This is a genomic window from Bacteroides hominis (assembly GCF_033042785.2).
GTDB lineage: Bacteria > Bacteroidota > Bacteroidia > Bacteroidales > Bacteroidaceae > Bacteroides > Bacteroides hominis.
The window spans coordinates 745727-771406 of the sequence record NZ_CP178829.1; the positions used below are offsets into that span (position 1 = coordinate 745727).

The window sequence follows — 25680 nt, forward strand, 5'->3', positions numbered from 1 at the left end:
ATTCAATATGACAATCAACGAATTACAAGACGAAGTCATTGCCGAGTTCAGTGACTTTGACGACTGGATGGACCGCTACCAGTTGCTTATCGATTTAGGAAACGAACAGGAACCGCTTGACGAGAAATATAAAACGGAACAGAATTTGATTGAAGGTTGCCAGAGCCGTGTGTGGCTTCAGGCAGACGAGGTAGATGGAAAGGTAATCTTCAAAGCAGAAAGTGATGCACTGATCGTAAAAGGTATTATCGCCCTGCTGATAAAAGTTGTTTCGGGACATACACCGGACGAGATTCTGAATTCGGAACTTTACTTCATCGACCGCATCGGGCTGAAAGATCATTTATCGCCCACCCGCAGCAACGGTCTGCTATCAATGGTAAAACAAATGCGAATGTACGCATTGGCATTCAAAGCCAAAGGGACAAAAGGTTAATCTCCTCATTCTATATCGCCACAGTGGACACACAGAAAATCCGCTGTGGCAAATCAAGGATCTTTTTCATCCACTTGATATTCCAGAATATCCCCCGGTTGGCAATCGAGTACTTTGCAGATTGCCTCAAGGGTAGAAAAACGAATCGCTTTGGCCTTTCCCGTTTTCAGGATAGAAAGGTTGGCAGGTGTAATGTCTATCTTCTCCGCCAACTCCCCCAAAGATATCTTTCTTCGGGCCATCATAATGTCAAGGTTTACTATTATAGCCATAATTCCATTAATTTTTCAGTGTCCGGATTCAGATAGTAAGGTCTTGCTCCTCTTTCATCTTTAACCCGATGGCGAATACTTCGCCTACAATCAGCGAAACCAGTCCTAAAATGACCAGCATCACAGAGTCAATACTTGTCTCCATAGAGTAGCCGGATAATGAAAAGACTGAGGACAGTTCATAATCATTCATCAAAGCCGGCACCGCTTCACTAATAAAACTCAGCAACAGGGTGACTCCCAACCAACGTAACCTACGAACATTCTTCCAATTAAAAATATCCGATTTATTGATAGATACAATCAACTGCACAAACAGCACCGTAGATGCTATTACGGCCAAAATGGCAAGAAGCCCGGAGAGCACTTGCGCAACCATCAGCCAGGTGCTCCTGTCCACTTTTACATTCGTGATCAACTGTGTGTAAGCAACAGGCACATAAGATTGGGTCCGTTCATTGTAAACAGAATCTTTAAACGACGAAAAATCTTCGGGCATCAACGTAGCAATGCGAAGGTTAATAGCCTGTTCCACACTTTCATTGCCGGAATGGCTTATCTTCATGCCCTCGGAAAAGCCATGACCGAAATCACGCCCCATGTTGAATACCGAATAACAGAATACCAGAAATACCAGTAAACATAGTATGTTCAATCTTCTTTTCATATTATGACTTGTTTTTCAATCTTCATAGTTCAGTTTCACTCACTCTTTCTCCACACTCCCGGAATCGTAACCTGCTTTATCCGTAGGAAGCAGCCAACGAACAGCATAGCGGCCACAGCTATCAGTATGTAATAAGATGTAGTATCGGTCACATCGCTAATCGTATCCGCATCGGGATAGGTCAGGCTCAATATCACAGAAAGGCTGTTATTCACAATGTGTATCAGGATACAGGGGATCAGGCTCCGCGTCCGGTAATAAACCCACGCCAACAGAAGTCCTCCGAAGAAGGCGGCAACTACCTGAGCCGGATTCAAATGGAATATTCCGAAAAGAAGTGCGGAAAGAAAAATCGCTTTCCGGGGAGAATATCGTTCAAGCAACGCCTTAGTGACACCACCACGGAACAAAAGTTCCTCAAGAACCGGTCCCAACAACGTGATGGCCACAATTCCCAACCAACCGGACTGTAAAGCATTAAACTGTTGTTCCAGAACATCAGGCACCCAAGATAAAACAGCAGTTAACAAGTCCATCAGAACAGTCATCGACAAGCCTATCAGAAAAGTGACCGCAAGAAACGGTAACGAAACGAATGACCAGCTCATTTTATCCTTAGGTATGTACCGGGCTTTCCATAAATAAAAAAACATCACTGCCATGGAAAGTAACATCGAAGGAGCCAGTGTCAACTCCGAAATCCGGGTGGCATCCATATTCCCACCATTCATACGGGCAACAACAGTAAAAGGAATACCTATCAGCCCACCACAGACAAGCTGGATCCCCAGATAAATAAGAATTAATTTGATCGCTGTTTTCATTCGGTTCTCTGTTTTAAATATGTACAAAGATAACGGTTTTAATTGACTACCGTTTCAGTAGCAGGGTGATTTGTACCATGTCCGTGCAAAACAGAGCTACACACAAACAAAGCTAACATAGAGATGGATACTACCAACATCGTAATGCTCATCAATGACTTTCTCATAAGATTGACTTTGGAGATTCGTTATGTTATTCAATAATAATTTATCGTTTTTCGATATGCAAAGATTGATATTAATTTCCACTTAAACAAGAAATCCGACAATTATTTATCGATAAACAATAAATATAGCATGTTTTTCGATATTAAGAGGGGCGCATATAGCTCACTCAGGGGCAAACAGAAAATACAAAATGTCAATTGACATTTTGCTTATTCCCCAAAAGAACTTCTACGTCGGCCGCATCCCGATGAAGTTGAGCTATCAGCCCGTCAATCCCATCGAACTTCAGTTCCGGACGGAGATACTTCACAAAAGAAATACGGATAAACTTATCGTAAATATTTGAATGAAAATGAAGGATGTTCACTTCTATCGAACGCTCGGGACCATTTCCTATCGTGGGGCGGGTACCGATATTCAACATACCGTTATAGGTACGCCCATCGAATGTGACATGAACCGCATAAACACCATCGGCAGGAATCAACTTATCAGGATCATCCACACTGAGGTTGGCTGTAGGAAATCCGATCTTACGTCCCACTTGATAGCCACTCACCACCGTACCATCCAGAAAATAGTCGTAACCCAGACAACGGGACGCCATATCGACTTCACCCTGATGCAGCATCTTGCGAATGACGGAAGAGCTTACATGAAGATCATCACACACACAGGCACGGGCGCGAATTACCTCTATGCCCATCTCGGAGCCATAACGGCAATAGTCTTCGAAACCTTCACTACGGTTGTGCCCAAAGCGATGGTCATAGCCGATGACGAGTGTCTGCACCCGATAACGGTCTCTTAAAAGATCAGACATAAACTCACGGGCAGTCAGGCGCGATACTTCCTGCGTAAAGTCAAGCATGAAACAATAGTCCACCCCTGTTTCCTCGAGCAGTGTCCGCTTTTCTTCCGGAGTAGTCAGCAGTTCCGGACGATAATCCGCTTTCATCACCTTACGGGGATGAACAGGGAAGGTAATTAATGCAGAGCGCAATCCACGAGCGGCAGCCAGCTCTCTGACTTGCTTGATCAGGAAACGATGCCCTGTATGTACTCCGTCGAAAAAGCCGATGGTAGCTACACAAGGTTCGGGTGTAAATGCCGGTATATTATGGATTATCTGCATGCTATGTCTTCTAAATTATTTATCTCCGGCAAAAAGTGGCCTCCAGTCTTCACCGGGTTTTACCGTATAAGTAGAGATACCCAATGCCTGGGCTCCCTGGCAGTTGGCCTCGGAGTCATCAATGAAAAAAGTTTCGTGCGGATCAAGGTTTGCGTCTTCAAGTACCCCCCGGAAAATCTCTTCGGCAGGCTTCACCATTTTCATTTCATACGAAAGGTACATCTTCTCAAAATAGTCTTCCACACGGAAGCCCCGATACGGAAATGCGTGCTCGCATGCCCACTTCCAATGTATCTCGTTGGTATTGCTCAGCAGATAGACCACATATTTTTCGCGGAGCTTCAGCAACATGTCGAGTTTAAAGCGAGGGATATCTACCAGAAAACTATTCCAGGCAGCATCGATTTGCTCGTCAGTCACTTTTTTTGTGAGCAGCCCACGGATATTCTCACGAAATTCAGCCGACGAGATCAATCCTTTTTCATGCTGCATAAAGATCCCTTGCTGAGAATACATACCTAACAATTCGTCTACTTTCTCTAATCCCAACTTCCGGAAGTTCTCCACACAACGCTGACGGTCGAGATTGATCAATACACCACCAAAATCAAAAATAAGGTTTTTAATTCCTTTTCTTTTCATCTCTATATTGTTTTAAGGTCTCACCCCATCCCCTCTTCCTTTGAGAAAGGATGGGGTGAGACCCCTCTTATTTCATTTCTGAGTTAAACGTTTGACAAAGCGGATCAGTTCACCAATCCATAAGACGAGAGAGGAAGAACCGATGATGATAAGCCATGTTTGCCAGTCAAGCGGCTCTGTACGGAATACAGCCCCACCGAACTGTACAATGAGGAACTGTCCGCCCAGAATAGCCAGTACTATCAGCTCCATACCGTATGATTTCGCAAGACCTTTGAATGCTGAGTCGGTAGTGCCAAACACACGGGCGTTGAACAGGTTCCAGAACTGGAGCATCACAAAGAAGGTGAAGAAAACGGTCAACCGCTGTACCGTCATTCCTCCATCGGCATTTGTGAAGTAATATATCATTGCCATCAGCACCACCAGAAAGACTGTACCGACACCGAATATATTTTGCCGCATCGCTTTGCTGATAATAAAATCAGTACTACGGCGTGGTTTATCATTCATAACGCTTTCGCTTGGCGGAATAGAGGCCAGAGCTAATGCGGCAAACGTATCCATAATGAGGTTTACCCATAACATTTGAGTAACAGTCAGCGGCAACTCCGTTCCTACAATAGAACCGAGCAATACGATGAGAAGTGCCACAAAGTTAATGGTCAACTGGAATACAATGAAACGCTGGATGTTCTTGTACAGCGAACGCCCCCACATCACGGCGGTTCCGATACTGTTGAAAGAATCATCGAGTAAGGTGATATCACTGGCCTCTTTGGCTACGGAAGTTCCGGTACCCATTGAAAGTCCCACCTGTGCATGATTAAGTGCCGGGGCATCATTGGTTCCGTCACCGGTCACAGCTACTACGGCTCCTTTCTGCTGGAGCAACTGCACCAGGCGCTGCTTGTCGGTAGGACGGGCGCGGGACATGATTTTCAGATCCATCACTCTATTCAGGGCTTCTTCATCGCTCAGTTCGGCGAAAGCAACTCCCGTTATACGGTTACGCTCCGTATCTTCCGGTTTCCACAATCCGATCTGGCGTGCAATCTCAGTTGCTGTGCCCGGAGTATCTCCGGTAACAATCTTAATACCGATACCTGCCGACTGGCACTTAGCCACCGCTGCGGGTACATCGGGACGTATAGGATCGGAAATAGCAACCACACCAAGGAAGTTCAAGTTGTTTTCCGACACAAGGGCCACACAATCGTCCGGTTCGTTGTCCTCTACTATGCGGAATGCAAAACCAAGTGTACGCATAGCCATATTCTGATAACTCAGCAACTGCGCTTCGACAGTGGAACGGTATTCCACACTATCCACACGACGACCGTCAAGAATCACCTCTTTGCATTTGCCAAGCACAATCTCAGGCGCACCTTTTATATATAGCACTTTCTTGCCTATCAGCGGAGACTTCACCAAAGTAGCCATAAACTTACGCTCGGTAGAGAACGTCAATTGGTCGAGTACCTGCGCCCTTTCTCTGAGTTCAAGATAGTTACGGTTCTGACCGTTCAGCCACAACAACAAAGCAACCTCAGTGGGATTGCCCACCCCTTTTGGCTTTTCTCCCTCTCCCGTCTCTTCAAGAAAAGCAGTCGAGTTAGCACTGATTCCCTCTGCTATCAATTTGCTGATATCGTCATCTGCCAGCTTCCCGCCATCCTTCAAACCATAGAAGTTAGGCTCGTGCACCTGCATCAGGTTCTGCGTCAACGTACCGGTCTTATCTGTACAAATCACGGTAATGGCTCCCATCGTTTCGCAAGCGTGCATCTTACGAACCAGATTATTGGTGGCAAGCATACGGCGCATATTCAGGGCCAGACTGAGCGTTACGCTCATAGGTAACCCTTCGGGGACGGCGACCACAATCAAGGTGACTGCCATCATGAAGTATTTCAGGGTACGCTCCAACACCGGCAACCAGTCATGCCAGCCATTCAAAGCTCCAAAATCAAAATAGAGTACTACATCTTTTATAAAGAAAATAAGGAAAGCAAGCCCCGCTACGGTAAAACCGATTTTACCTATCAGGTTAGCCAGCTTAGTCAACTGGATATTAAGGGGCGTAGGTTCCGTGCTCTGCTCCGTACTCTGACGTGCCACTTTCCCAATCTCCGTGGCATCTCCCACACGAAGTACTTTCATCGATCCGTGACCGTCGACCACAGTCGTGCCACGCATCACCAGATTGGAGGCATACGTAGCTTCTTCATCAAAATCCGCCTCTACCGTTGTTTTATTAATTACCGGCTCTCCGGTCAGGTTCGATTCATTCACCTGTAAGGAGATGGCTTCTATCAGTTCTCCATCGGCAGGGATCTCCTCACCAGTTTCCAGTACCATAATATCACCGACTACCACATCCTTACGGGGAATCTCCTGAATGCGCCCATTACGAATCACCTTTACCAAAGTCTCTTCATTGACAGCATTCAGCAAATCAAACTTTTTGTTCGCATCATATTCAAAATAGAAACCAATGCCGGTTGCCAGCAGGATAGCAGCTATGATACCGATGGTTTCAGCATATTCATTCTCAATAATCGAGATGATAAGGGAGAACACAGCCGCAACGAGTAATACCCGTACAACAGGATCTTCAAATTTTTCCAGATAGAGTTTGAGGAGAGAAGGACGCTTGGGTGGCGTCAGCAGGTTAACACCATGTTTCTCCCGGCTTTGGAGGACTTCTTGATCAGTAAGGCCCAAATGAAAATAATCGTCGTTCTTTGCAGTCATGCAGATACATACATTAAATTAGAGGTTGCAAAAATACAACATAAATCCGGTATAGAATGTTTCTTAAATCTTTTTTAAGGATTCCAGTTTTCCCAACAAGATTCTCGATGAAATAGGCTTCGTCAGGAAATCGGTAAAGCCACTCTGCATAATCTTTTGGCGGTCTTCTTCGTAAGCAAAGGCTGTGAGAGCAATGATAGGCACAGTAGCCGACATTTGCCGGATAGCCTCCGTAGCTTCATAACCGTTCACCTCGGGCATACGAATATCCATCAAGATGATATCGGGCTGGTTTTTCAGGAAAAGGGAAATGGCTTCTTCACCATTATGTGCCCAATAGAGTTCGTAACGGGAAGCAAGGATGGCTTCACAAAGGCGATAATTATCTTCCATATCTTCTGCCACCAATACTGTCAGTTTCTTATCACCGTTTACCCCCGCGGCAGGAACCGACACAACAGAAGACGGTCTCTCCTGTTCTTTTTCAATAATTACCTTAGGTTTGATATCCGAATGTTCGGGCAAGGTAAACCAGAAAGTACTCCCCTGGCCTACCACCGATTCAGCTCCGATTTCCCCACCCAGTTTATTCACAATCGTCTTACAGATGGAAAGTCCCAGCCCGGTGCCGTTTTTATCACTCTGCAGACGTACGAAACGGTCGAATACACCTCCCAGCTTATCTGCTGAAATGCCCGAACCAGTATCGGTGACATAAAACCGAAGTCCATTCTCGCAAGGCTTATATCCGATACGAATGCTGCCTTCTGTGGTAAACTTGATTGCATTAGAAACAAAATTGGATACAACCTGGGCGATACGGTTCCGGTCGGAATGAACCATGCATGAGGGTAATCCGGCCTCGGTAATTATCTGTACAGGCGAATCATAACCGATCTTCATGTGGAACAACTGTTCCAGATCGGCCAGCAGCAGGTTGATGTCTACGTCGGAATACACAAACTCTAATGTACCAGCCTCAATCTTCGATAAATCGAGAATGTCATTCACCAATTGCAATAGGAGTTCACTATTCGTATGGAGTATTTCCAGATATTTCTGCTTTTCCTTTTCCTCGGTGGCAGCAGCCAGCAGTTCGGAGAAACCAACGATGGCATTCAATGGAGTACGGATCTCATGGCTCATGTTGGCAAGGAAGGCTGACTTGGAACGATCGGCGTTTTCGGCTTTCTCCTTAGCCTCGGCCAGCGCCTCTTCCGTATGTTTGATGGAAGTGATGTCATGCACCGTCAGTACCATACGGTCTTCACCATCCAGAGTCATAAAAACTCCCGAAATCATTACGTTGCACTTTATAAATTCATCTTCGCCTATGGCAATATTCAGTGAAGACTGCAGATCGGTAAACTCGCTCTTCTGACGAAAAGCAGCCCCGATAGCCCCTCTTACAGGACATTCCTGACAAAAAGCATGGGTTCCGCATCCTCCCTTGGCAGACAATGCATTCTGACATTGCAATAAATCACCGACGCGCTTTTCTTTACCATCAGGATTGAGGTGAGTCAAATCATAATAATTTGTTTTCAGGACTTTAAAATCAGAATCGATAACAAGGACATAAGCATGAATATGCGTTAGGATAGCATCAAACAAGCGATTTACATTCTCCAGTTTCCGGTCTGATGCAGATTGCATAAACTTACGTTTTCTTCTTTCCCACAGAAATGCTCCCAGAAAAGAGACACATACCCCTATTAATACAATCTGCCACATCATAATTTATAACTGCTTGATTAATGCTTTGTTGTTATGGCAAAGGTAGTGTTTTATTAACCAAAAAGAAAAAATAAGTGAACAATATATCCGATCCTTTTGTTATATTTGCATAAACTTTAAAAAAAGAGACGACATGAAGTACATTTGCACCGTTTGTGATTATATTTACGATCCGGAGACAGGTGATCCGGAAAGCGGAATCGAACCAGGAACACAGTTTGAAGATATCCCTGATGATTGGGTATGCCCCCTTTGTGGAGTTGGGAAAGAAGATTTCGAACCGTATAATGGATAACTTATAAACAACGGACGTTTTTGAACGATGAACGATAAACGATGAACCGTAAGTGTACCAATCACACTTTATTCATCATTTATCGTTCATCGTTCACGGTTCATCGACCTGTTAAGATGCTTTCTTTTCCTTTACGTCACTGCTTGCTTCCACTACATTTACCACATAGTCACCAAGCTTCTCGCATTCGGCAATAATATCCATATAATAAACACCCATCTGATAATCATATTCTTTATTGTTCACATCCAGAATGTTCTGATTCTTCAGTTGATTACGATAGTTATTTATTTCATTTTCAATATTGAACGACTTATTGACATCGATACTCTGATGCTCGGGTTTCTCAACCACGACAATCATTTGTGACAGGGCATCGTTCGTCAGCTTCATCATGAAGTGAATGTGTTCATACTGCTTCTCTGTAAAATCCTGATTTGTCTGTCGCTTCCGGGTGATGGTACGTGCCAGGTTATAACAACTGTCGCCGATGCTTTCAATCTCGGTTACCTCACGGAGCATGGCACGTATCTGGAGCTTACTTTCCGAACTTAATCGTCCCTCGGACACTTGATTCAGGTAATTGGCTATCTCCAGCTCCATGTTATCGCTGATATTCTCATACTTTTCAATCCGGCTGAATAATTTATTGAAGTCGTCATCTTTCTCCGTATGCAGCAGATCCTGCACCATGCCGAACATACGGTGAATACGTTCGGAGAACAAATGGATTTCCTTGCGGGCCTGAAGTATCGAAAGTTCGGCCGTGGAAAGCATGCCACCGGTAATGAAACGCAAACGCGGCTCTTCGTCTTCTTCTTTCGGACGAATAATGGCACACACGGTACGTTCAATCAGTTTCACTCCCCAAATCAGCAGGCAGACGTTACATATATTAAAGATAGAGTGGAAAGCAGACAACTTATAAGAGATGGCTACCTCGGCACTTCCCGGATGGAAGAAGGTATCCACCACCCAATTGACAAATACCATAAAGGGATGAAAAATAATCAATACCCAAATCACACCGAAAACGTTGAAAACGAAATGGGCCAAAGCAGCTCGCTTCGCTTGCGAATTGGCTGTCAAGGCAGCCAGGTTTGCTGTAATCGTGGTTCCGATATTCTCACCCAGCACCAATGCAGCACCAAGCTCCAGGCTGATCCATCCGTTGGCGCACATAATTAAAGTGATAGCCATCGTTGCGGCAGACGCCTGCACGATCATTGTGAGAATAGTACCGATAAATAGAAAGAGCAGAACGGAGAAGAATCCCATATCGGTATAGTTTTGCACGAAAGCAAGCATTTCCGGATTGGCATTCAGGTCGGGCGCGTTTGCTTTAAGATACGAAAGCCCCATAAAGAGGAAAGAAAAACCAAAAATGAATTCACCGACAGACTTACGGTTACTTTTACCGGAAAAAATAAGGGGAAGGGCAATGGCTAAAAGAGGGAGGGCAAAAGCAGCCATATCAACTTTAAACCCAAAAATGGAAATGATCCAGGCGGTGATTGTCGTACCGATATTGGCACCCATTATCACACTAATGGACTCGGCCAAAGTCAGCAAACCGGCATTTACAAAACTGACCACCATCACCGTCGTTGCCGAAGAAGACTGGATAAGGGCGGTGATCAATACTCCTGTTAAAACTCCCGTTACCCGGTTCGTGGTCATTGCTGTCAGGATTCCTCGCAATCTGTCACCTGCGACTTTCTGTAAGCCCTCGCTCATGATTTTCATTCCATAAAGAAAAAGTCCTAATGAGCCAATGAGCTTTAAAAAATCATAAAAAGAATATTCCATCTATAATTATTTTAGTGGTTGTTTGTCTTCTTAGCAATTATGTGATATATTTATCCGTACTATTCACCCCTAAACGACGTGAAATGAAACAGATGTTACAAATATATTGCAAAAATAATAATATTTCTAAAGAATTCCCTATTGGAAGCTCACTTTTGGATATTTATTACGGTTTCAATCTTAATTTTCCTTATCAGGTAGTCAGTGCTAAAGTAAATAATCGTTCTGAAGGACTCAACTTTCGTGTATATAATAATAAGGATGTAGAGTTTCTGGATGTAAGAGATTCTTCGGGGATGCGCACATATGTACGTTCTCTTTGTTTTGTACTCTACAAGGCAGTCAGCGAACTCTTTCCGAATGGCAAACTTTTTGTAGAGCACCCCGTATCCAAGGGATACTTCTGCAATTTGCGCATCGGCCGGGCCATCACTCTGGAGGATGTGTCGCAAATAAAGAAACGCATGCAGGAAATCATTACGGAGAATATCACTTACCACCGTATCGAATGCCACACCACCGAAGCCGTACGCGTGTTCAGCGAGCGGGGCATGAATGATAAAGTGAAATTGCTTGAGTCCTCCGGTTCCATCTATACCTATTATTATACTTTGGGTGGCACTGCGGACTATTATTATGGTAATTTGCTCCCAAGTACGGGATTTATTCATCTGTTCGACCTCGTTAAGTATTATGACGGACTGTTGCTGCGTATTCCCAACAAAGAAAACCCGACTGTACTGGAAGAGGTAGTGAAACAAGAGAAGATGCTCGATGTCTTCAAAGAGCATTTGCGCTGGAACTACATTATGGGGCTGAACAATGTGGGAGATTTCAACATAGCCTGCGAAGAAGGACATGCCACCGACCTGATAAATGTGGCAGAAGCATTGCAGGAAAAGAAAATAGCACAAATAGCCGACAGCATCTTCCACCGGGGAGAAAACGGGAACCGTGTAAAACTGGTATTGATCTCCGGACCGTCATCATCCGGCAAAACCACCTTCAGCAAGCGGCTCTCCATCCAGCTGATGACAAACGGGCTAAAGCCCTATCCCATCTCACTGGACAACTACTTTGTAGACCGGGAAGAAACCCCATTGGATGAAAACGGCAATTATGATTATGAATCGCTCTATGCCCTCGACCTGGAATTATTCAACGCGCAACTGCAAGCTCTGCTGCGTGGTGAGGAAGTAGAACTGCCCCGCTACAACTTCATGCTGGGAAAGAAAGAATATAAAGGTGACAAACTGCGGATTGACGAACATACGGTATTGATTCTTGAAGGGATTCATGCCCTGAACCCGGAGCTCACCCCGCAAATCCCGGCAGAGAGTAAATATAAAATCTATGTATCTGCTCTGACAACCATCTCCCTGGACGACCATAACTGGATTCCGACCACGGACAACCGGCTTTTACGCCGCATTATCCGTGACTTCAACTATCGTGGCTATTCTGCGCAGGAAACCATTTCGCGCTGGCCCAGCGTGCGTGCCGGAGAAGACAAGTGGATTTTCCCCTACCAGGAGAATGCCGACGTGATGTTCAACTCTGCCCTGTTATTTGAATTTGCCGTGCTCCGCTGCCATGCCGAACCTATCTTAACCAGCGTGCCACGTAACTGCCCGGAATATGCCGAAGCATACCGGTTGCTGAAGTTTATCAAATATTTCACTCCGGTACAGGATAAGGAGATTCCTCCGACCTCACTTCTTAGAGAGTTCCTGGGAGGAAGCAGCTTCAAATATTAAAAAGACACATCCCAATCTTTTCAGACATAGACTTTACAAATAAAACTCCGGAAGAGAGCAATATTTGTAAAATCTATGCTTGAATTATCAAATACTATCCACCACCCCATCAGCCGGCAATGCCTGTCATAACTCTCAGAGGAAGAATTGAGGAAGAAATGAAAAATAAAAGGGGTAAGTGAGAGGTTCTTACAAAGATTTTTTAACTTTGTCACTGTTTAAAACCATATCGTATGAAAATATCGACTTTAATCCTGACCATCCTCGTTTGTTTTAGCACAATCGTCGATGCACAAGGCACACAAAACAGAGCAAATGAACTGATGAAACAAGCGCAAAGCAGTCTGGAACAAAAAGAATATACCAAAGCGCGTTATCTTTTCATCCAAGCCTATGGCGCCTTCGCGGCACAAGAAAACTATCCGAAAGCCGTGGAATGTGGAATTCAGGGAGCTGCTCTTTACCATCGTGAGAATTATTATAAAGAAGCATTCGACCTCTGCAGGGGAATGGAACAGTTAGTCTGGGCGGGCGAACAAAAGGAGCAGAAACAATTCTATCCGTTGCGCTTTCAAATCACCAAAGAGAGATTACAAATGTATATCGGGCTGAAGAATGCCGCACAAGCCAAAGCACAGTTGGACAAACTGGCGGAAACCGCCGGCCAGGCAAAGAACGATTCGCTAAGTGAGAACCTCTTGTACACGCAGGCAAACTATTACTACACTTTCGGCCAAAACGCACAAGGGGACGCCTGCTTCCGGAAATTGATCAATCAATATAAAGCCCAGAAGAACTACGAAAAGGTAAACGAATGCTATAAGAACCTGATTGCCATCGGCCGTAAGTCAAACAATGCCTCCTTAGTGGCCCGCACGTATGAGAACTTCATTGTCTGGACCGACTCGGTGAAAGCGCTGACAGCACAAGATGAACTGAACGTGTTGAAACGCAAATATGACGAAAGCCAGCAGATTATTCAGGAAAAAGACGATACGCTGTCCGGAAAACAGTATATGATTGTCGGGCTATGTACGCTTGTCGTCATCCTGATAGCCGGACTGATCTTCGTTGCCATCGTGCTGCTCCGCTTCATTGCCGGAAACCGCAAACTGAAGAAGAGCGTACAGATAGCCAATGAACACAACGAACTGAAAACAAAGTTCATCCAGAACATCTCCGCACAAATGGAACCAACGCTGGATACACTGGCCGCTTCTGCTGCCGAACTATCGGGCAAGGCGCCTCAACAGGCACAACAGATGCAGGGACAGGTAGCCGCCCTGAAGAAGTTCAGTAACGACATACAGGAGCTTTCTACATTGGAGAACTCCCTGACCGAGCCTTACGAGATGAAGGAGATCAACGTAAATACTTTCTGCGAAGCTACCATGGATAAGGTGAAAGAGCTGGTGCAACCTGAAGTGTCGACCGTAGTGAATGCCGCCAAACTCCAGATCAAGACCAACCCGGAACAATTGGAACGGATACTGATTCACCTACTGAAGAACGCAGCGGAATATACCGAAAGTGGAAAGATCTTCCTCGACTTCAAGAAGAGAGGCGCGCATACACATCAGTTCATCATCTCGGATACCGGCACGGGTATTCCTGCCGAAAAACAAGAGAACCTGTTCAAACCTTTCACGGAGATTAAAGACCTGACGGAAGGAGACGGACTGGGACTGCCTATCTGTGCCCTGATAGCTACCAAGATGAACGGAAGCCTGACATTGGACACAAGCTACACTAAAGGAAGCCGGTTCGTACTCGAGCTGCACACATAATAAAAAACAACAGAGGGCTTTTGATGCAGCCCTCTGTTGTTTTTACGCCTATCGAATCGGAGCCTGTCATTAAACTGTAAGTTCCAGCAACACTTCTCCTTGGGTGTTGAGTACCTTCACTTTAAGCACATCTTTCTTTTTCTCGATCACCATCACCGTTGCGCTTTTCATGCTATAACCACCGCCGATAATGACCGGGAAGTTATTGCCAAGACTGCCTTTGGGGTGATAAGCGTACTCATGTGTATGCGCATTCAGACAGACATTGAAGGGAGCTTTCTCCAGGAGTTTCCCCCAAAGTCCCGAACACAGGTTCTCGTAATCATTCCCATAAAGCGGGATGTGATGAATCAGAATCCGCTTGCCGGCCTTCCTGAACTCTTTGGAAGCGAGTTCTTTCTTGAGGAATCCCACCTGGTCATTACGCAACTTCGTAAAGTCGTTCAATCCGTAATAGACCCAATGGTCGTCGAGTTTATCTTCACCGCAGTCGAGCATTACGATGCGCGTGTCTCCCCAGTTGAAGGCTCCGTAAGTCTTATCGCCCACATAGTCGAACAGGCTGTGCAGCCCGACCGAATACGCATTCCGGATTTCATGGTTGCCCCGCATGAAGAAAACAGGAACGCGGTCGCCCTCCACTCCTTCGGTCAGTTCGCTGATGAAGGCCGTTGCCTGATCGTGGTTGGCGGGATCGTCCACGCAATCACCGTTGAAGACTACGAAATCATAGTCCACCCCCTTGATCTGGCTGCACAACGCCTGAAAGGTTTTTGACTGCTTGTGCAGGTCATTGAAAACGACGGCCGTGAAGCTGTCTCCACCATCGGCCGGCAAGGTAAATTCTTTAAGCTCTGTACGGGCAGTATTACCAAATACTTTTTTGTAAGCCTGGTAAAGCAGAATCTCCTGCGAACAAGCCCGATAGTAATACTTCTGTCCGGGTTGCAAACTGTCGAGGCGAATCTTATGGAGAGTATTGCCGCAAACGACTTGCCCGTCGAGAAGAGTACGTGCCCGCTTCAGGTTTGAGGGGTCTGTGCCATATTCCACCCAGCAATAAGCCGGCACGTTGGTTTGCCACATTACGGTGATTCCGCCCCCGACGGGGTTTTGCAGATAGGGTTTGGTGCGGCAGATGCGGTCTTCGGGCACTGCCATCCGCACTTCCACTAACAACGGGCGGTGATCGGACGCCAACGGTTCGTCGATAACCCGGGCGGAATTAACAACGAAAGTAGGTTTTTCCTGTTTAAGCGCAATCAAGTAATCCAACGTCTCCTTCGGTTCGGAAGCGGGATAAGTAGGTTGCTTGGGGTTGGAAAGTACCTGGAAGGTATTCTTCAGTTCTTTGATGAAACCGGAACCGGCATCGGAATTGAAGTCGCCGGCAAGGAAGAAGGGCTTTTCGGCAGAAACGGCAACCGATTTCAGGATCTCGAGCGACTTCATCCGGTCTTCTTCCGTCAGAGAGAGATGTGTGCAGCCAAAGATGTATTCGGGAAACTCGGCAACAATCAGCGTCCGCGCCTCTTCACGTCCCGGCAAAGCAAAGGTTTGCAGGCGCAACGGGGCTTCTTTCGCGAGCAGGCCGATTCCGTATTTTCCCCCGTCATAATCGATGGCAGGAGCGAAGTAGGGATGCAGCTGAGTGCGTTCCGCCAGTTCCCGGAGGACATCCGTCCCATTGCTCCGGGCGGTCATGCTGTCCAGTTCCTGAACAGCAACGACATCCGGACAGGCATTGTTGATCACATTGGCCACGCGCTGGTAGTTGCAGCTATTGTCCATGCCTCTGGCATTGCGGACGTTGTAGGTCATCAGCCGCAGGACATCCCCGGCCTGGGCCGACAGCACAAAGAGTGCAGAGAATAAGAGTAATACAAGTTTTTTCATGGGTCTGTTTGTTTATCGGGTTTTATTTATTTGCTTTTATACACGAGTGTCCGTCCGTCCACCGCCCCATACTCTATCATCAGCTGACGGAAAGCGGCATAATCGGCCGGACGGATCATTTGTTTTTTCAGTTTCAGGCTCCGGACCACCCGCGTCTGTCCGCCTTCGGGGAGGATGGAAATGATTAGCGTGCCTACGGCGTTGTCTATCTTCTTCTCCATCGCCGGAGTAGCCAGCCGCATGCCCTCGGGAGTCTCTGCCAGATAGGTGAAAGTCTCGTCCGCCGCTCCGGGCAACAAAAGGTTGGAGGTGCGCCTGCTGTTATAGCGGACATACTGAGAATTGGCGAGGCTTCCCCGCTCTGCCGGGAGTGTGAAGACCAGATATCCGTCTTTGGCTTTCGCCTTATCGGGCTGCAAGGTATATTCCTTATTGAGAATGGCGGACGGAAGATTCAGTTCAAACGGCTGTGTCAGCATGGCCACGTAGGCATAATCTTTCTGCCAAGAGACGGCAGAGGGGGTTTTGCCTTTCAGGGATAGGGCTTGCTGCCTGCCTCCGGCTTCGGTCCACACAAACAGTTCGCGGATACTGCCCATCCCCAAAGATGCGGTGTTCGCGGACGGAACGCAGACCGCCCCGATCTCGGCTTTCAGGCTGGCAGCCCTCAGGAGCGCAGCCAGCAGATTCGCTTTCTCGGCCTCGGTGGCGTAGGCCGAACGGAGCACCTCGGCAGTGGGACGGATGCGATAAGCGGTTTCGCTCAACGGGAGAGGTGAGTAATAAAGATTGTCGATCACGTAGCTGTGTAAGGCTTTCACTTTCTCTTCATCGCTCTTCGCGCCGGCAGTCAGTTTTCCGGCAAGGGTGCGAAGCCGGGCATCCGCCTCCCGCTCCCACTGTGCGGAGAGGAACGCCATCGGTTTCTGTTCCGTCGTAGCGGTCAGCAAAGGCAGCTCACCGCCGATCACCGACACTTGCGGTTCGCGGCTGAGGGCAGGGAGGTTTTTCAGTACCCAGCTGACCTGCTTCATGCCTTCTTTCTCGGTGACGAGAGGTTTCGACTTCAGGTTGTCGAGTGCATATTCCAGCCGTTGTCCTTGGGGAACGGTAATGCTGATTTCGTACTCTTTCACCGGAGAAGACTGTTCCAACTGACGGCAGACGTTGATTTCCGGCAGATATCCGGGCTTGCTCGTGATGGAGTAATCCAGATAAACGGTAGCACCTAATTCCAGCCCGGTGTGCACCACTACCATCTCCCGCAGAGCGTTGAATGCCGGGGCATTGGCTGCCGCCGCAGGAAGAACTTCGACAAAAGCATTATCGGGTGTCTTCACGATGTTCCCGTCTTTCTGCCGGGTATACGATTCGTGGATCTCCAAGGTCTGATAACGGGGATCGTACGTAATGAACGACTCACCATAGGTGCGGTTCATGGCTGTATGGGTATACAGTGTCAGGGCTTTCATGTGATGATAGACCTGCGAACCGTCGGCCCGCAGCGTCCAGCTTTCTTTTATTTTCTTGAATTCCGCTTCCTGACCGGCGACCGGAAGAACCAGCGCAAACAGGCAAAGGAGCAGAAGGGTATGTATTTTTGTCATGTGACGGCAATCTTTTTTAAGGTTTAACAATCAAATAATCCGCAAAGCTCTTGTAGGCATTCACCGCCGAACGGAATCCTTCCCAGTCGGCAGCCCGGTATATGCGCTTCTTCAGGGCAAGTTTCTGCTTCAGCACCAGCTTGTTGCCATCCTGCCGCAACGACCCCTCAAAGTCGGCTGCCGGACTGGTCCTCTGTTCGCTCCGCGACTGTCCCGCCAAGCGGTATCCCCGGGGTAAAGTAATCACCTCGTCCAGCTCCACCAGACGTGAACAAGCGTCACGGAAGCCATACCGGCGGGTTTCCAAATCGGTGTCGATGCGCAGGAACGAGAGAACACTGGTATAGAGATTGTTCATCACCATCGGTTTCAGCAACAGTTCGCCGTCGCCCGCAAGCGCATAATCGGGGATCTCGTAACGGAACGTGATGCGGATAGGTCCCGCCTGATAATCTTTCGGCGCACTTCCGTAATCTACTTTCAACATGCGGGCCCGGGGGGAAACACTGAGCAACTGGCTTTCCATCGTGCTTTGCCATTCGGTCTGCCATCCTTGGGTGAAGATGCGGCGGATGCTGCTGTCCGACTGTCCCTCGGCAGTGATCGAGAACGTGCCCCGCAGCGTTCCCTTCGCGTCCAGTTTATTTTCGGCGACGATGCGCACATAATGGTTTTCGGGAGCCGACACGGGAGTCAGGCACAAATCGGAACCTCCCGGAATGCCCGGCAGATAGTTCTGTTGCTGTTCGGCGCTGCTCCACAGCTCGCGGCAGAACGGCACCCAGGTAGGATCGAGAGGGATATACATCCCATTCGCCAACTTCACCACTGCCACGCAATGGTTGAAATGATCGGCCGGAATGCTCTCGATGCGGCTTCCCGCCATCGTCATCGCCGGATAAGCCTCGAAACCTGCCATACGCAGGAAGGAGATCAGCGTGCCGGCAATATCCTTGCATACGCCGCAACGGTCGGTGTAGTTCATCTTCGTATTGTGAAGCGTAAAGCCCTCCCCCTCGCCCATGCTGATACCGGCGTAGCGGATATTGTCGGCCACCCAATGGGTCAGCACGGCGATCTTTTCCATCTCCGTCTTTTTACCTTTTATGAGTTCGTTCACCTTCTGCTGCGCTTCGGGCAGGGCGTCGAAACTGCCGTATGCCTCGTTCAGGTCATGAAACCAGAGCGATTTATCTTCCCATCTCGGCGTGGAAGACATCATCAGCTTCGGAGCTTCATCAAAAAGATCGACCATGTTCGGTTCACGCCCGAAAGGGAGCACCTCGTTCTTGGCAAAGGTATACACCTTGCGTCCGTCTTCATAACGCATCGACGAGGCGCAGGCCCCGTTATAGAACTGAAACTGGAGTTCCTTCTCCATCGGCATACTGACGGTGTACACTTTGCGCCGCGTAGGCTGGTTCACCCAGAAGGGGACGATGTCATAGAACTGTCCCCGCATGGGCGGGATGAATCGCGTGTCATCGTCCTCTCCCCCGGCCAGCAGGGCATAAGTGAATCCTTTTTTACTGATTTCGTAAGAGACGGTATCGCCCGGTTCCAGGCTTCCGAGTTCGATCATAATCTGGCGGGCTCCCCAGTAGATAGCCCGTGCAGGAGCGGCATAATCGCAGGTTTTCGTTACGTCCACCTGCACTGTTTCGCCATTGGCACGTTGCAAGGTGACCTGCTTGAAACGGGCAAACGCCGTCAGCGGATCGTAATCATACTTGATCACATGATTGTTTACTGCCCCTTTGGGGGTCTGCACTCTAAAGGACCGGTACACAGCGAAACTACCTGAGCCATTGGGCTGTACAGTCACCGCGGTACTGTCCAGCAGGGTCACGCAGTCTGCCTGGCTCCATGCATCCTGCCCGGCAGCCGGGAGGCACATCAGCAGCGAGAAGGTACAACATGAAGCTGCCCAGAGGACATTGCTTATTTTACGCATAGTTTATGAATTGAATAATTTGTGAATGGTTTTCATTATTTTCTGTCTGCAACAGACAAAAGTAGTACATCGATGGATAAAAACAAAAGGTATCAGGAGAAGTATTTGAAAATAAAGTATCGGACGGTAGAAAGAGCGCTTTACATCTGTTAGTTTTTAATACTAAAACCGAGAAAAGGATGTTATAAATTTATATTACTAAAAACAAAAAAGAGGTGTTTTGACCCCGAAAAATTGAGATCACGATCTCAATTTTTCGTCGTCGAGACGACATCTCTTTGAGATCGTGACGACGATATATCGAGATTTCTCAGCCTCATACGAGAAAAACCTTATTTGTAATAAAAAAGCCGCTGTTCCCAGCGGCTTATCCAAAGTTACATGTGAAATATTTTATACTGATTACGCAGTGGGATCGTCCACGATTTCACCGTTTGGATCCTTTTCTTTAATTACATCATTTGTATTGGTCATCAAAACACTCCGGGTCAGCGTGCATCGGCTTAATGCCAAGTCAGCTTCTTCCTTAGAAGAAAAGCGCAGATTGATAGACTTTATCTGCGAAGCTTTTGCCTCATCAAGTGTTTTTACTCCCGTGCTGTTTGCTGTCAGATTGAAAATTCCCAAATGTGGAATATCCACGCTCTGCCCGTCTTGCAGAAAATTGGTAATCGCCGCCCCCAACTTAGAAACGACCGCCAGGCATAAGGCGTCTTGAACCCCGGAAATCTGGCTCAGATAATTGACGAATGTTTCCTGATCCACCATACCCCTGTTCTTCAAGACACAATAATATAGTTTTTCAGAATCTTTATTTCCTACATCACTATTTCGTAACGCCAAGTTATAGTATAGTCCACCCATGATTTTAAGATTTTAGAAAGGTTGTTAATGGAAAATTATTTAATGTCCTCCAAAGGTATTTAGTTAAATTTAAAAAAGCAATTCTTTTCTTTGTTTTTTTTAAGAACCGGCTAAAAAAGAGGATTGCCCGGATTCACATCCAGGCAATCGACAAATAACAAAATCATTAATTTGAAGAAGGTTCAAATTAAATCTTAAAACTTAAAATCCGTCACTTGGATTCACATCTTAGTAGCGGTAATATTATGAAAAAAAAAAAAATTAAACTATATCTGCTATTAATATGTAAAACTGTTATCTGTTTCTTTTTCTCAAACGACGAACCGCTGTTTCAACAATCGTTTTTATTTGTAGTAAACAGATTCCTTAAATCTTTAACAAAGGTATTTTATTCAAACCGGAAAAGCAACTCTTTTCCTTCTTTTTTTAAGAACCGGCCAAAAAAAGATTGCCCGGATTCGCATCCGGGCAATCTGCAATATTAATTTAAATCTATTGTCATGCTCAGATCGCTATCTGAACCAGTCTATAAAAAGTAAATTACTTGGATTCACATCTTAGCAATATTACTGGCTATGAAAAATGTGTTATTAAAGCACGTACAAAGGTATCCTGTTCGAGCCGGAAAAGCAACTCTTTTCTTTCTTTTTTTTTAAAACCGGCAAAAAAAAGATTGCCCGGATTCACATCCGGACAATCCCAACATTAACACAAATTAAAATCACAATCGGATTTTCATCCGAGTAAATAAAATAAAACGTGCATCACCTGGATTCACATCTTAGCAATGCTACAATGAAAAAAAAAAATTATCTTAGCGCTTCCACCTCGTCCGGTGTCAGCGGAATCTTCTTTCCTAAACGGCGGGCCCCCGTTTCCGTAATCAGATAATCCTCTTCGTTACGAATGCCCCCGAAGTCCTTGTACGTCTCCACTTTATCGTAATTGATAAAGTCGGTAAACTTCTTCTGTCCCTTCCACAGGTCTATCAGCTCGGGGATGAAATAAATGCCCGGCTCAACGGTATGTACAAAGCCCGGTTCCAACGGTATGGCGAGACGCTGCGACTTACGGCCGAACTGCGTGCTCTTGGGCTGTCCGTTGTAGCCCACCCAGAGTTCGCCCAGGTTCTCCATATCGTGCACGTCGAGCCCCATCATGTGCCCTAATCCGTGAGGATAGAACAGGGCATGCGCACCTTCACGTACGGCGTCTTCGGCATTTCCCTTCATCAGTCCGAGTCCTTTCAGGCCTTCGACCATCACGCGTGCCGACAAATCGTACACATCCATATAAGGAATGCCCGGACGGAGTGCTTTCACCGACTCCAGATGCATGGCGTTCTGTATCTCGTAAACCTCGCGCTGCCGCTGCGTGAACTTCTTATCGGCAGGGATGGTGGACGACATGTCGCCGGCATATCCCATCTCCGTCTCGGCACCGGCATCGATCAGAAACAGATCGCCCGGCTTCACCGTGTTGCCATGATAGTGGTTGTGAAGTGTCTGTCCGTTCACCGTAGCGATGGTGGCGAACGAAAGATCGCCTCCGGCGGCGTGTGCCACCGCTTCCATGGCTGCCGACACCTCCCATTCGCGCATGCCGGGACGCAATATCTTCATGGCCGTGATGTGCATATCCGCCGTAATGTCACAAGCCTTCTCGATTTCGACAACCTCCTCGGCCGACTTGTAATTGCGCTGTGCGATCACCGCACGGATAAAGGGCACCGACCCTTCCTGGCGTGCGGGAGGCACTCCCAGCCAGTCCATCAGTTTCAGCTTATGCTCGGCACGGTAAGGAGGCAGGTAATGGATGGCCTGGCCCTTTTGCACCGCCTTGTGCAGATAGCCGATGATGTCCGCCGAAGGCATGGTGATGCTGACTCCCACCCGCTGGCTCTTCTCCTTCAGCGTCGGCTGTGTACCCATCCACACGATGTGATCGATGGTAAGCTCGTCGCCAAATATAATTTCCTTATCTTCATCAATGTCGATTATAGCAGAAAGTCCGGCAAACGAAAGGCCGAAGTAATAAAGAAAGGTGGAATCCTGACGATAGCGGAACGTATTGTCCTCGTAGTTCAACCCGCACTCGTCGTTACCCAAAAACAACAATACTCCGGAGCCTAATGTTTTTTTCAGCAGGGCTCTGCGCTGCATATATGTCTCTTTGCTGAACATAATGGTATGTATTTAAGTTATGAAGGCAAAGATATAAACAAAGGATGAATTGGCAAAGAAGATGGAAAGCTTTAATTCCGCCGCCTTCTCCGCCCGTTTCCTCCTTTAACTCCTTTTATCGGATAAATCATTTCGCTATATCGAACAATTCATTACTTTTGTAGCGAGAAACAAAAAAACGTAAAGCATTCAACGTATGGCACAAGGTTCCCGTCAGATACAATCGCAGGCGCAGCAGCAGATACAAACGCTCTCACCGCAGCAAATTCTGGTAGTGAAGCTACTGGAGCTACCGGCTGTGGAACTGGAAGACCGTGTACATGCCGAACTGCTGGAGAATCCCGCCCTTGAAGAAGGCAAAGAAGAAAACGCCTCCGACGAAACCACCCCTGCCGAAACCGCCGAAGGGGAAGCAGAAGGCGATACGGACTATGATTCTCTGAGCGACTATCTGACCGAAGATGACATCCCCGACTATAAACTCCAGGAAAACAACCGCTCCAAAGGCGAGCAGGCGGAAGAGATCCCATTCTCGGACGCCACGTCATTCTACGAAATCCTGAGAGAGCAACTGGGCGAACGCGACCTGACCGAACATCAGCGCGAACTGGCAGAATACCTGATCGGTTCGCTGGACGATGACGGCCTGCTCCGCAAGTCGCTCGAAAGCATCGGCGACGAACTGGCCATCTATGCCGGCATCAACGCGACGGAAGAAGAACTGGAACAAGCCCTGAAAATCGTACAGGACTTCGACCCTCCCGGCCTCGGCGCGCGCAGCCTGCAAGAATGCCTGCTGATCCAGATCCGCCGGAAAAAACAACCGCATACCGCGGACCCCCTGTTAGCAACCGAAGAAGAGATCATCAGCGAGTGCTACGAAGAATTCACCCGGAAGCATTGGGAGAAGATCATCAGGAAGCTCGGACTGGACGAAGAGTACTTCTATAAGGCACTCGAAGAGATCACCAAGCTCAACCCGCGCCCGGGTGCGTCATTGGGTGAAGCCATCGGACGGAACCTGCAACAGATCGTCCCCGACTTCATCGTCGATACCTACGACGACGGAACCATCAACATCAGCCTCAACAACCGAAACCTGCCGGAACTGCGCATGAGCCGCGACTTCACCGAGATGGTGGAGGAACATACGAAGAACAAGGCCAACCAGTCCAAAGAATCGAAAGAGGCCATGATGTTCCTCAAACAGAAGATGGATGCCGCGCAAGGCTTCATCGACGCGGTGAAGCAACGCCAGAATACGCTGATGACCACCATGCAGGCCATCATCGACCTGCAACGCCCCTTCTTCCTCGAAGGCGACGAGTCGCTGCTCCGCCCGATGATCCTCAAAGACGTGGCCGAACGTACGGGACTCGACATATCGACCATCTCGCGCGTGAGCAACAGCAAATATGTACAGACCAACTACGGCATTTATCCCCTGAAGTTCTTCTTCAGCGACGGATATACCACCGGAGACGGCGAAGAGATGTCAGTACGTGAGATACGGAAAATCCTCAAAGAATGCATCGACGGCGAGGACAAAAAGAAACCGCTGACCGACGATGAACTGGCCGAAATACTGAAAGAAAAAGGATACCCCATCGCACGCCGGACGGTGGCCAAGTACCGCCAGCAACTCAACATCCCGGTGGCGAGACTGAGAAAATAAAAAAGCATAATCAAAAAGAACAAAACCCAATGGCTGAAGAAGAGAAGATAGAGCAACATATCATAGCTGACAGGACACTGATCCGTACGGCCAGAATCATTTCGGGAATACTGACTCCATTCTCTATCCCCTTTCTGGCCTTCCTCGTATTGTTCCTGTTCTCTTACCTGCGCATCATGCCGTTGCAGTACAAGCTCATCGTATTGGGCATTGTCTACTGCTTCACCATCCTGATGCCTACCATGACCATCTTCCTGTTCCGCAAAGTGAACGGCTTTGCCCGCCAGGACCTGAGCGACCGCAAGAAACGCTATGTGCCGATCCTGCTCACCATCATCTCCTACGTCTTCTGCCTGATGATGATGCACAAACTGAACATCCCCTGGTATATGACAGGCATCATACTGGCCTCGCTGGTCGTGCTGGTCATCTGCATCTTTGTCAACCTGAAGTGGAAGCTGAGCGAACACATGGCAGGCATGGGCGGTATCGTAGGCGGACTGGTCTCGTTCAGTGCGCTCTTCAGCTACAACCCGGTGTGGTGGCTCTGCCTCTTCATCCTCATAGCAGGGATATTAGGCTCGGCACGCATCATCCTGCAACATCACACGCTGGGCGAAGTCCTTGCCGGCTTTACCGTCGGTTTCGTCTGCTCGCTGCTGGTGCTCCACCCGCTCAGCAACGTATTGTTCCGTATATTTTTATTTTAAACATAGTATCAATCCTAAAAACTAATCATTATGAACTTCCCACAGAATGTAAAGTACACCAACGAACATGAATGGATCCGCCTTGAGGGCGACACAGCTTATGTAGGTATCACCGACTATGCACAGGAACAACTGGGCGACATCGTATTTGTCGACATTCCTACCGAAGGCGAAACCCTGGAAGCCAACGAAGTGTTCGGTACCATCGAAGTAGTAAAGACCATCTCCGACCTCTTCCTGCCCGTTGCAGGCGAAGTACTGGAACAAAACCCCGCACTGGAAGAAAACCCCGAGCTGGTGAATAAAGACCCATACGGCGAAGGCTGGCTCATCAAAATGAAACCTGCCAATGCTGCCGACCTTGACAACCTGCTGAATGCAGAAAGTTACAAGGCATTGGTGAACGAATAAAGATTTAAAGCAGAGACGAATCGGGTTCACCACAGATTACACAGATTAACACAGAACTTTTAATCTTAAATATTAACGAGATAAATCAGAATCT

At 47.5% G+C, this 25680-nt stretch carries 21 protein-coding genes; 7 read left to right on the forward strand and 14 right to left on the reverse strand.

Features of this window, described 5'->3' with window-relative positions; all coding sequences use genetic code 11:
• The first annotated feature begins 7 nt into the window (after positions 1–7).
• On the forward strand, positions 8–436 hold the full coding sequence (locus R3O62_RS03615; RefSeq protein ID WP_005811607.1) for a SufE family protein: 429 nt from the start codon (positions 8–10) through the stop codon (positions 434–436).
• A 53-nt stretch (positions 437–489) separates the two neighbouring features.
• On the opposite strand, the gene R3O62_RS03620 is transcribed toward R3O62_RS03615, so the two are convergent.
• The 8 genes from R3O62_RS03620 to R3O62_RS03655 form a co-directional block, all read right to left on the reverse strand.
• Entirely contained in the window at positions 490–708 is a 219-nt protein-coding gene (locus R3O62_RS03620; RefSeq protein ID WP_005782001.1) for a helix-turn-helix domain-containing protein, read from the reverse strand.
• Between the two features lie 28 nt (positions 709–736).
• Complete coding sequence (locus R3O62_RS03625; RefSeq protein WP_005781999.1) at positions 737–1375, reverse strand: DUF2975 domain-containing protein; 639 nt, start codon at positions 1373–1375, stop codon at positions 737–739.
• Between the two features lie 35 nt (positions 1376–1410).
• Positions 1411–2199 (reverse strand): CPBP family intramembrane glutamic endopeptidase, encoded by a 789-nt coding sequence (locus R3O62_RS03630; protein ID WP_032539177.1) that lies wholly within the window; start codon positions 2197–2199, stop codon positions 1411–1413.
• 38 nt (positions 2200–2237) lie between these two features.
• Positions 2238–2366, reverse strand: coding sequence for a hypothetical protein (locus R3O62_RS03635; protein ID WP_255504414.1), 129 nt, complete (start codon positions 2364–2366; stop codon positions 2238–2240).
• Between the two features lie 194 nt (positions 2367–2560).
• On the reverse strand, positions 2561–3502 hold the full coding sequence (locus R3O62_RS03640) for a bifunctional riboflavin kinase/FAD synthetase (RefSeq protein ID WP_269110307.1): 942 nt from the start codon (positions 3500–3502) through the stop codon (positions 2561–2563).
• A 15-nt stretch (positions 3503–3517) separates the two neighbouring features.
• Entirely contained in the window at positions 3518–4144 is a 627-nt protein-coding gene (locus tag R3O62_RS03645) for an HAD family hydrolase (protein ID WP_005781993.1), read from the reverse strand.
• 72 nt (positions 4145–4216) lie between these two features.
• Positions 4217–6901 (reverse strand): calcium-translocating P-type ATPase, PMCA-type, encoded by a 2685-nt coding sequence (locus R3O62_RS03650; RefSeq protein ID WP_188521143.1) that lies wholly within the window; start codon positions 6899–6901, stop codon positions 4217–4219.
• Between the two features lie 63 nt (positions 6902–6964).
• Positions 6965–8638 (reverse strand): ATP-binding protein, encoded by a 1674-nt coding sequence (locus R3O62_RS03655; protein WP_032530778.1) that lies wholly within the window; start codon positions 8636–8638, stop codon positions 6965–6967.
• A gap of 133 nt (positions 8639–8771) precedes the next feature.
• Between R3O62_RS03655 and rd the strand changes: the two genes are divergently transcribed.
• Positions 8772–8933 carry a rubredoxin gene (gene rd / locus R3O62_RS03660; RefSeq protein ID WP_005781988.1) on the forward strand — a complete coding sequence of 54 codons (162 nt, stop codon included), beginning with the start codon at positions 8772–8774 and terminating at the stop codon, positions 8931–8933.
• 111 nt (positions 8934–9044) lie between these two features.
• Here the strand turns inward: rd and R3O62_RS03665 are convergent, their stop codons facing one another.
• Positions 9045–10742, reverse strand: a complete 1698-nt coding sequence (locus R3O62_RS03665) for a Na/Pi cotransporter family protein (RefSeq protein ID WP_269110306.1) — start codon at positions 10740–10742, stop codon at positions 9045–9047.
• Between the two features lie 83 nt (positions 10743–10825).
• Between R3O62_RS03665 and R3O62_RS03670 the strand changes: the two genes are divergently transcribed.
• Together R3O62_RS03670 and R3O62_RS03675 are read left to right on the forward strand one after the other, a co-directional pair.
• Positions 10826–12499, forward strand: a complete 1674-nt coding sequence (locus tag R3O62_RS03670) for a nucleoside kinase (RefSeq protein ID WP_005781983.1) — start codon at positions 10826–10828, stop codon at positions 12497–12499.
• 233 nt (positions 12500–12732) lie between these two features.
• On the forward strand, positions 12733–14286 hold the full coding sequence (locus R3O62_RS03675) for a sensor histidine kinase (protein WP_005781981.1): 1554 nt from the start codon (positions 12733–12735) through the stop codon (positions 14284–14286).
• Positions 14287–14355: 69 nt separating this feature from the next.
• Here R3O62_RS03675 and R3O62_RS03680 read toward each other — a convergent pair whose 3' ends face one another.
• The 5 genes from R3O62_RS03680 to R3O62_RS03700 form a co-directional block, all read right to left on the reverse strand.
• Positions 14356–16182, reverse strand: coding sequence for a metallophosphoesterase (locus tag R3O62_RS03680; RefSeq protein WP_317472878.1), 1827 nt, complete (start codon positions 16180–16182; stop codon positions 14356–14358).
• Between the two features lie 26 nt (positions 16183–16208).
• On the reverse strand, positions 16209–17789 hold the full coding sequence (locus tag R3O62_RS03685) for a DUF3857 domain-containing protein (RefSeq protein ID WP_317472879.1): 1581 nt from the start codon (positions 17787–17789) through the stop codon (positions 16209–16211).
• Positions 17790–17805: 16 nt separating this feature from the next.
• The gene (locus tag R3O62_RS03690; protein ID WP_317472880.1) at positions 17806–19743 is read right to left on the reverse strand and encodes a DUF3857 domain-containing protein; all 1938 of its coding nucleotides are present in this window, start codon (positions 19741–19743) and stop codon (positions 17806–17808) included.
• 402 nt (positions 19744–20145) lie between these two features.
• Positions 20146–20607: a hypothetical protein gene (locus tag R3O62_RS03695; protein WP_022012874.1), complete on the reverse strand. Its 462-nt coding sequence runs from the start codon at positions 20605–20607 to the stop codon at positions 20146–20148.
• Between the two features lie 809 nt (positions 20608–21416).
• Positions 21417–22790, reverse strand: a complete 1374-nt coding sequence (locus R3O62_RS03700; RefSeq protein WP_032539169.1) for an aminopeptidase P family protein — start codon at positions 22788–22790, stop codon at positions 21417–21419.
• 196 nt (positions 22791–22986) lie between these two features.
• Between R3O62_RS03700 and rpoN the strand changes: the two genes are divergently transcribed.
• Genes rpoN through gcvH form a run of 3 tightly spaced genes read left to right on the forward strand, consistent with a single transcriptional unit; the run spans position 22987 to position 25586 of the window.
• The gene (rpoN, locus tag R3O62_RS03705; RefSeq protein WP_005781969.1) at positions 22987–24465 is read left to right on the forward strand and encodes an RNA polymerase factor sigma-54; all 1479 of its coding nucleotides are present in this window, start codon (positions 22987–22989) and stop codon (positions 24463–24465) included.
• Positions 24466–24494: 29 nt separating this feature from the next.
• Complete coding sequence (locus R3O62_RS03710; protein WP_005781968.1) at positions 24495–25175, forward strand: hypothetical protein; 681 nt, start codon at positions 24495–24497, stop codon at positions 25173–25175.
• A gap of 30 nt (positions 25176–25205) precedes the next feature.
• Entirely contained in the window at positions 25206–25586 is a 381-nt protein-coding gene (gene gcvH / locus R3O62_RS03715) for a glycine cleavage system protein GcvH (protein WP_005781967.1), read from the forward strand.
• Positions 25587–25680: the final 94 nt, after the last annotated feature.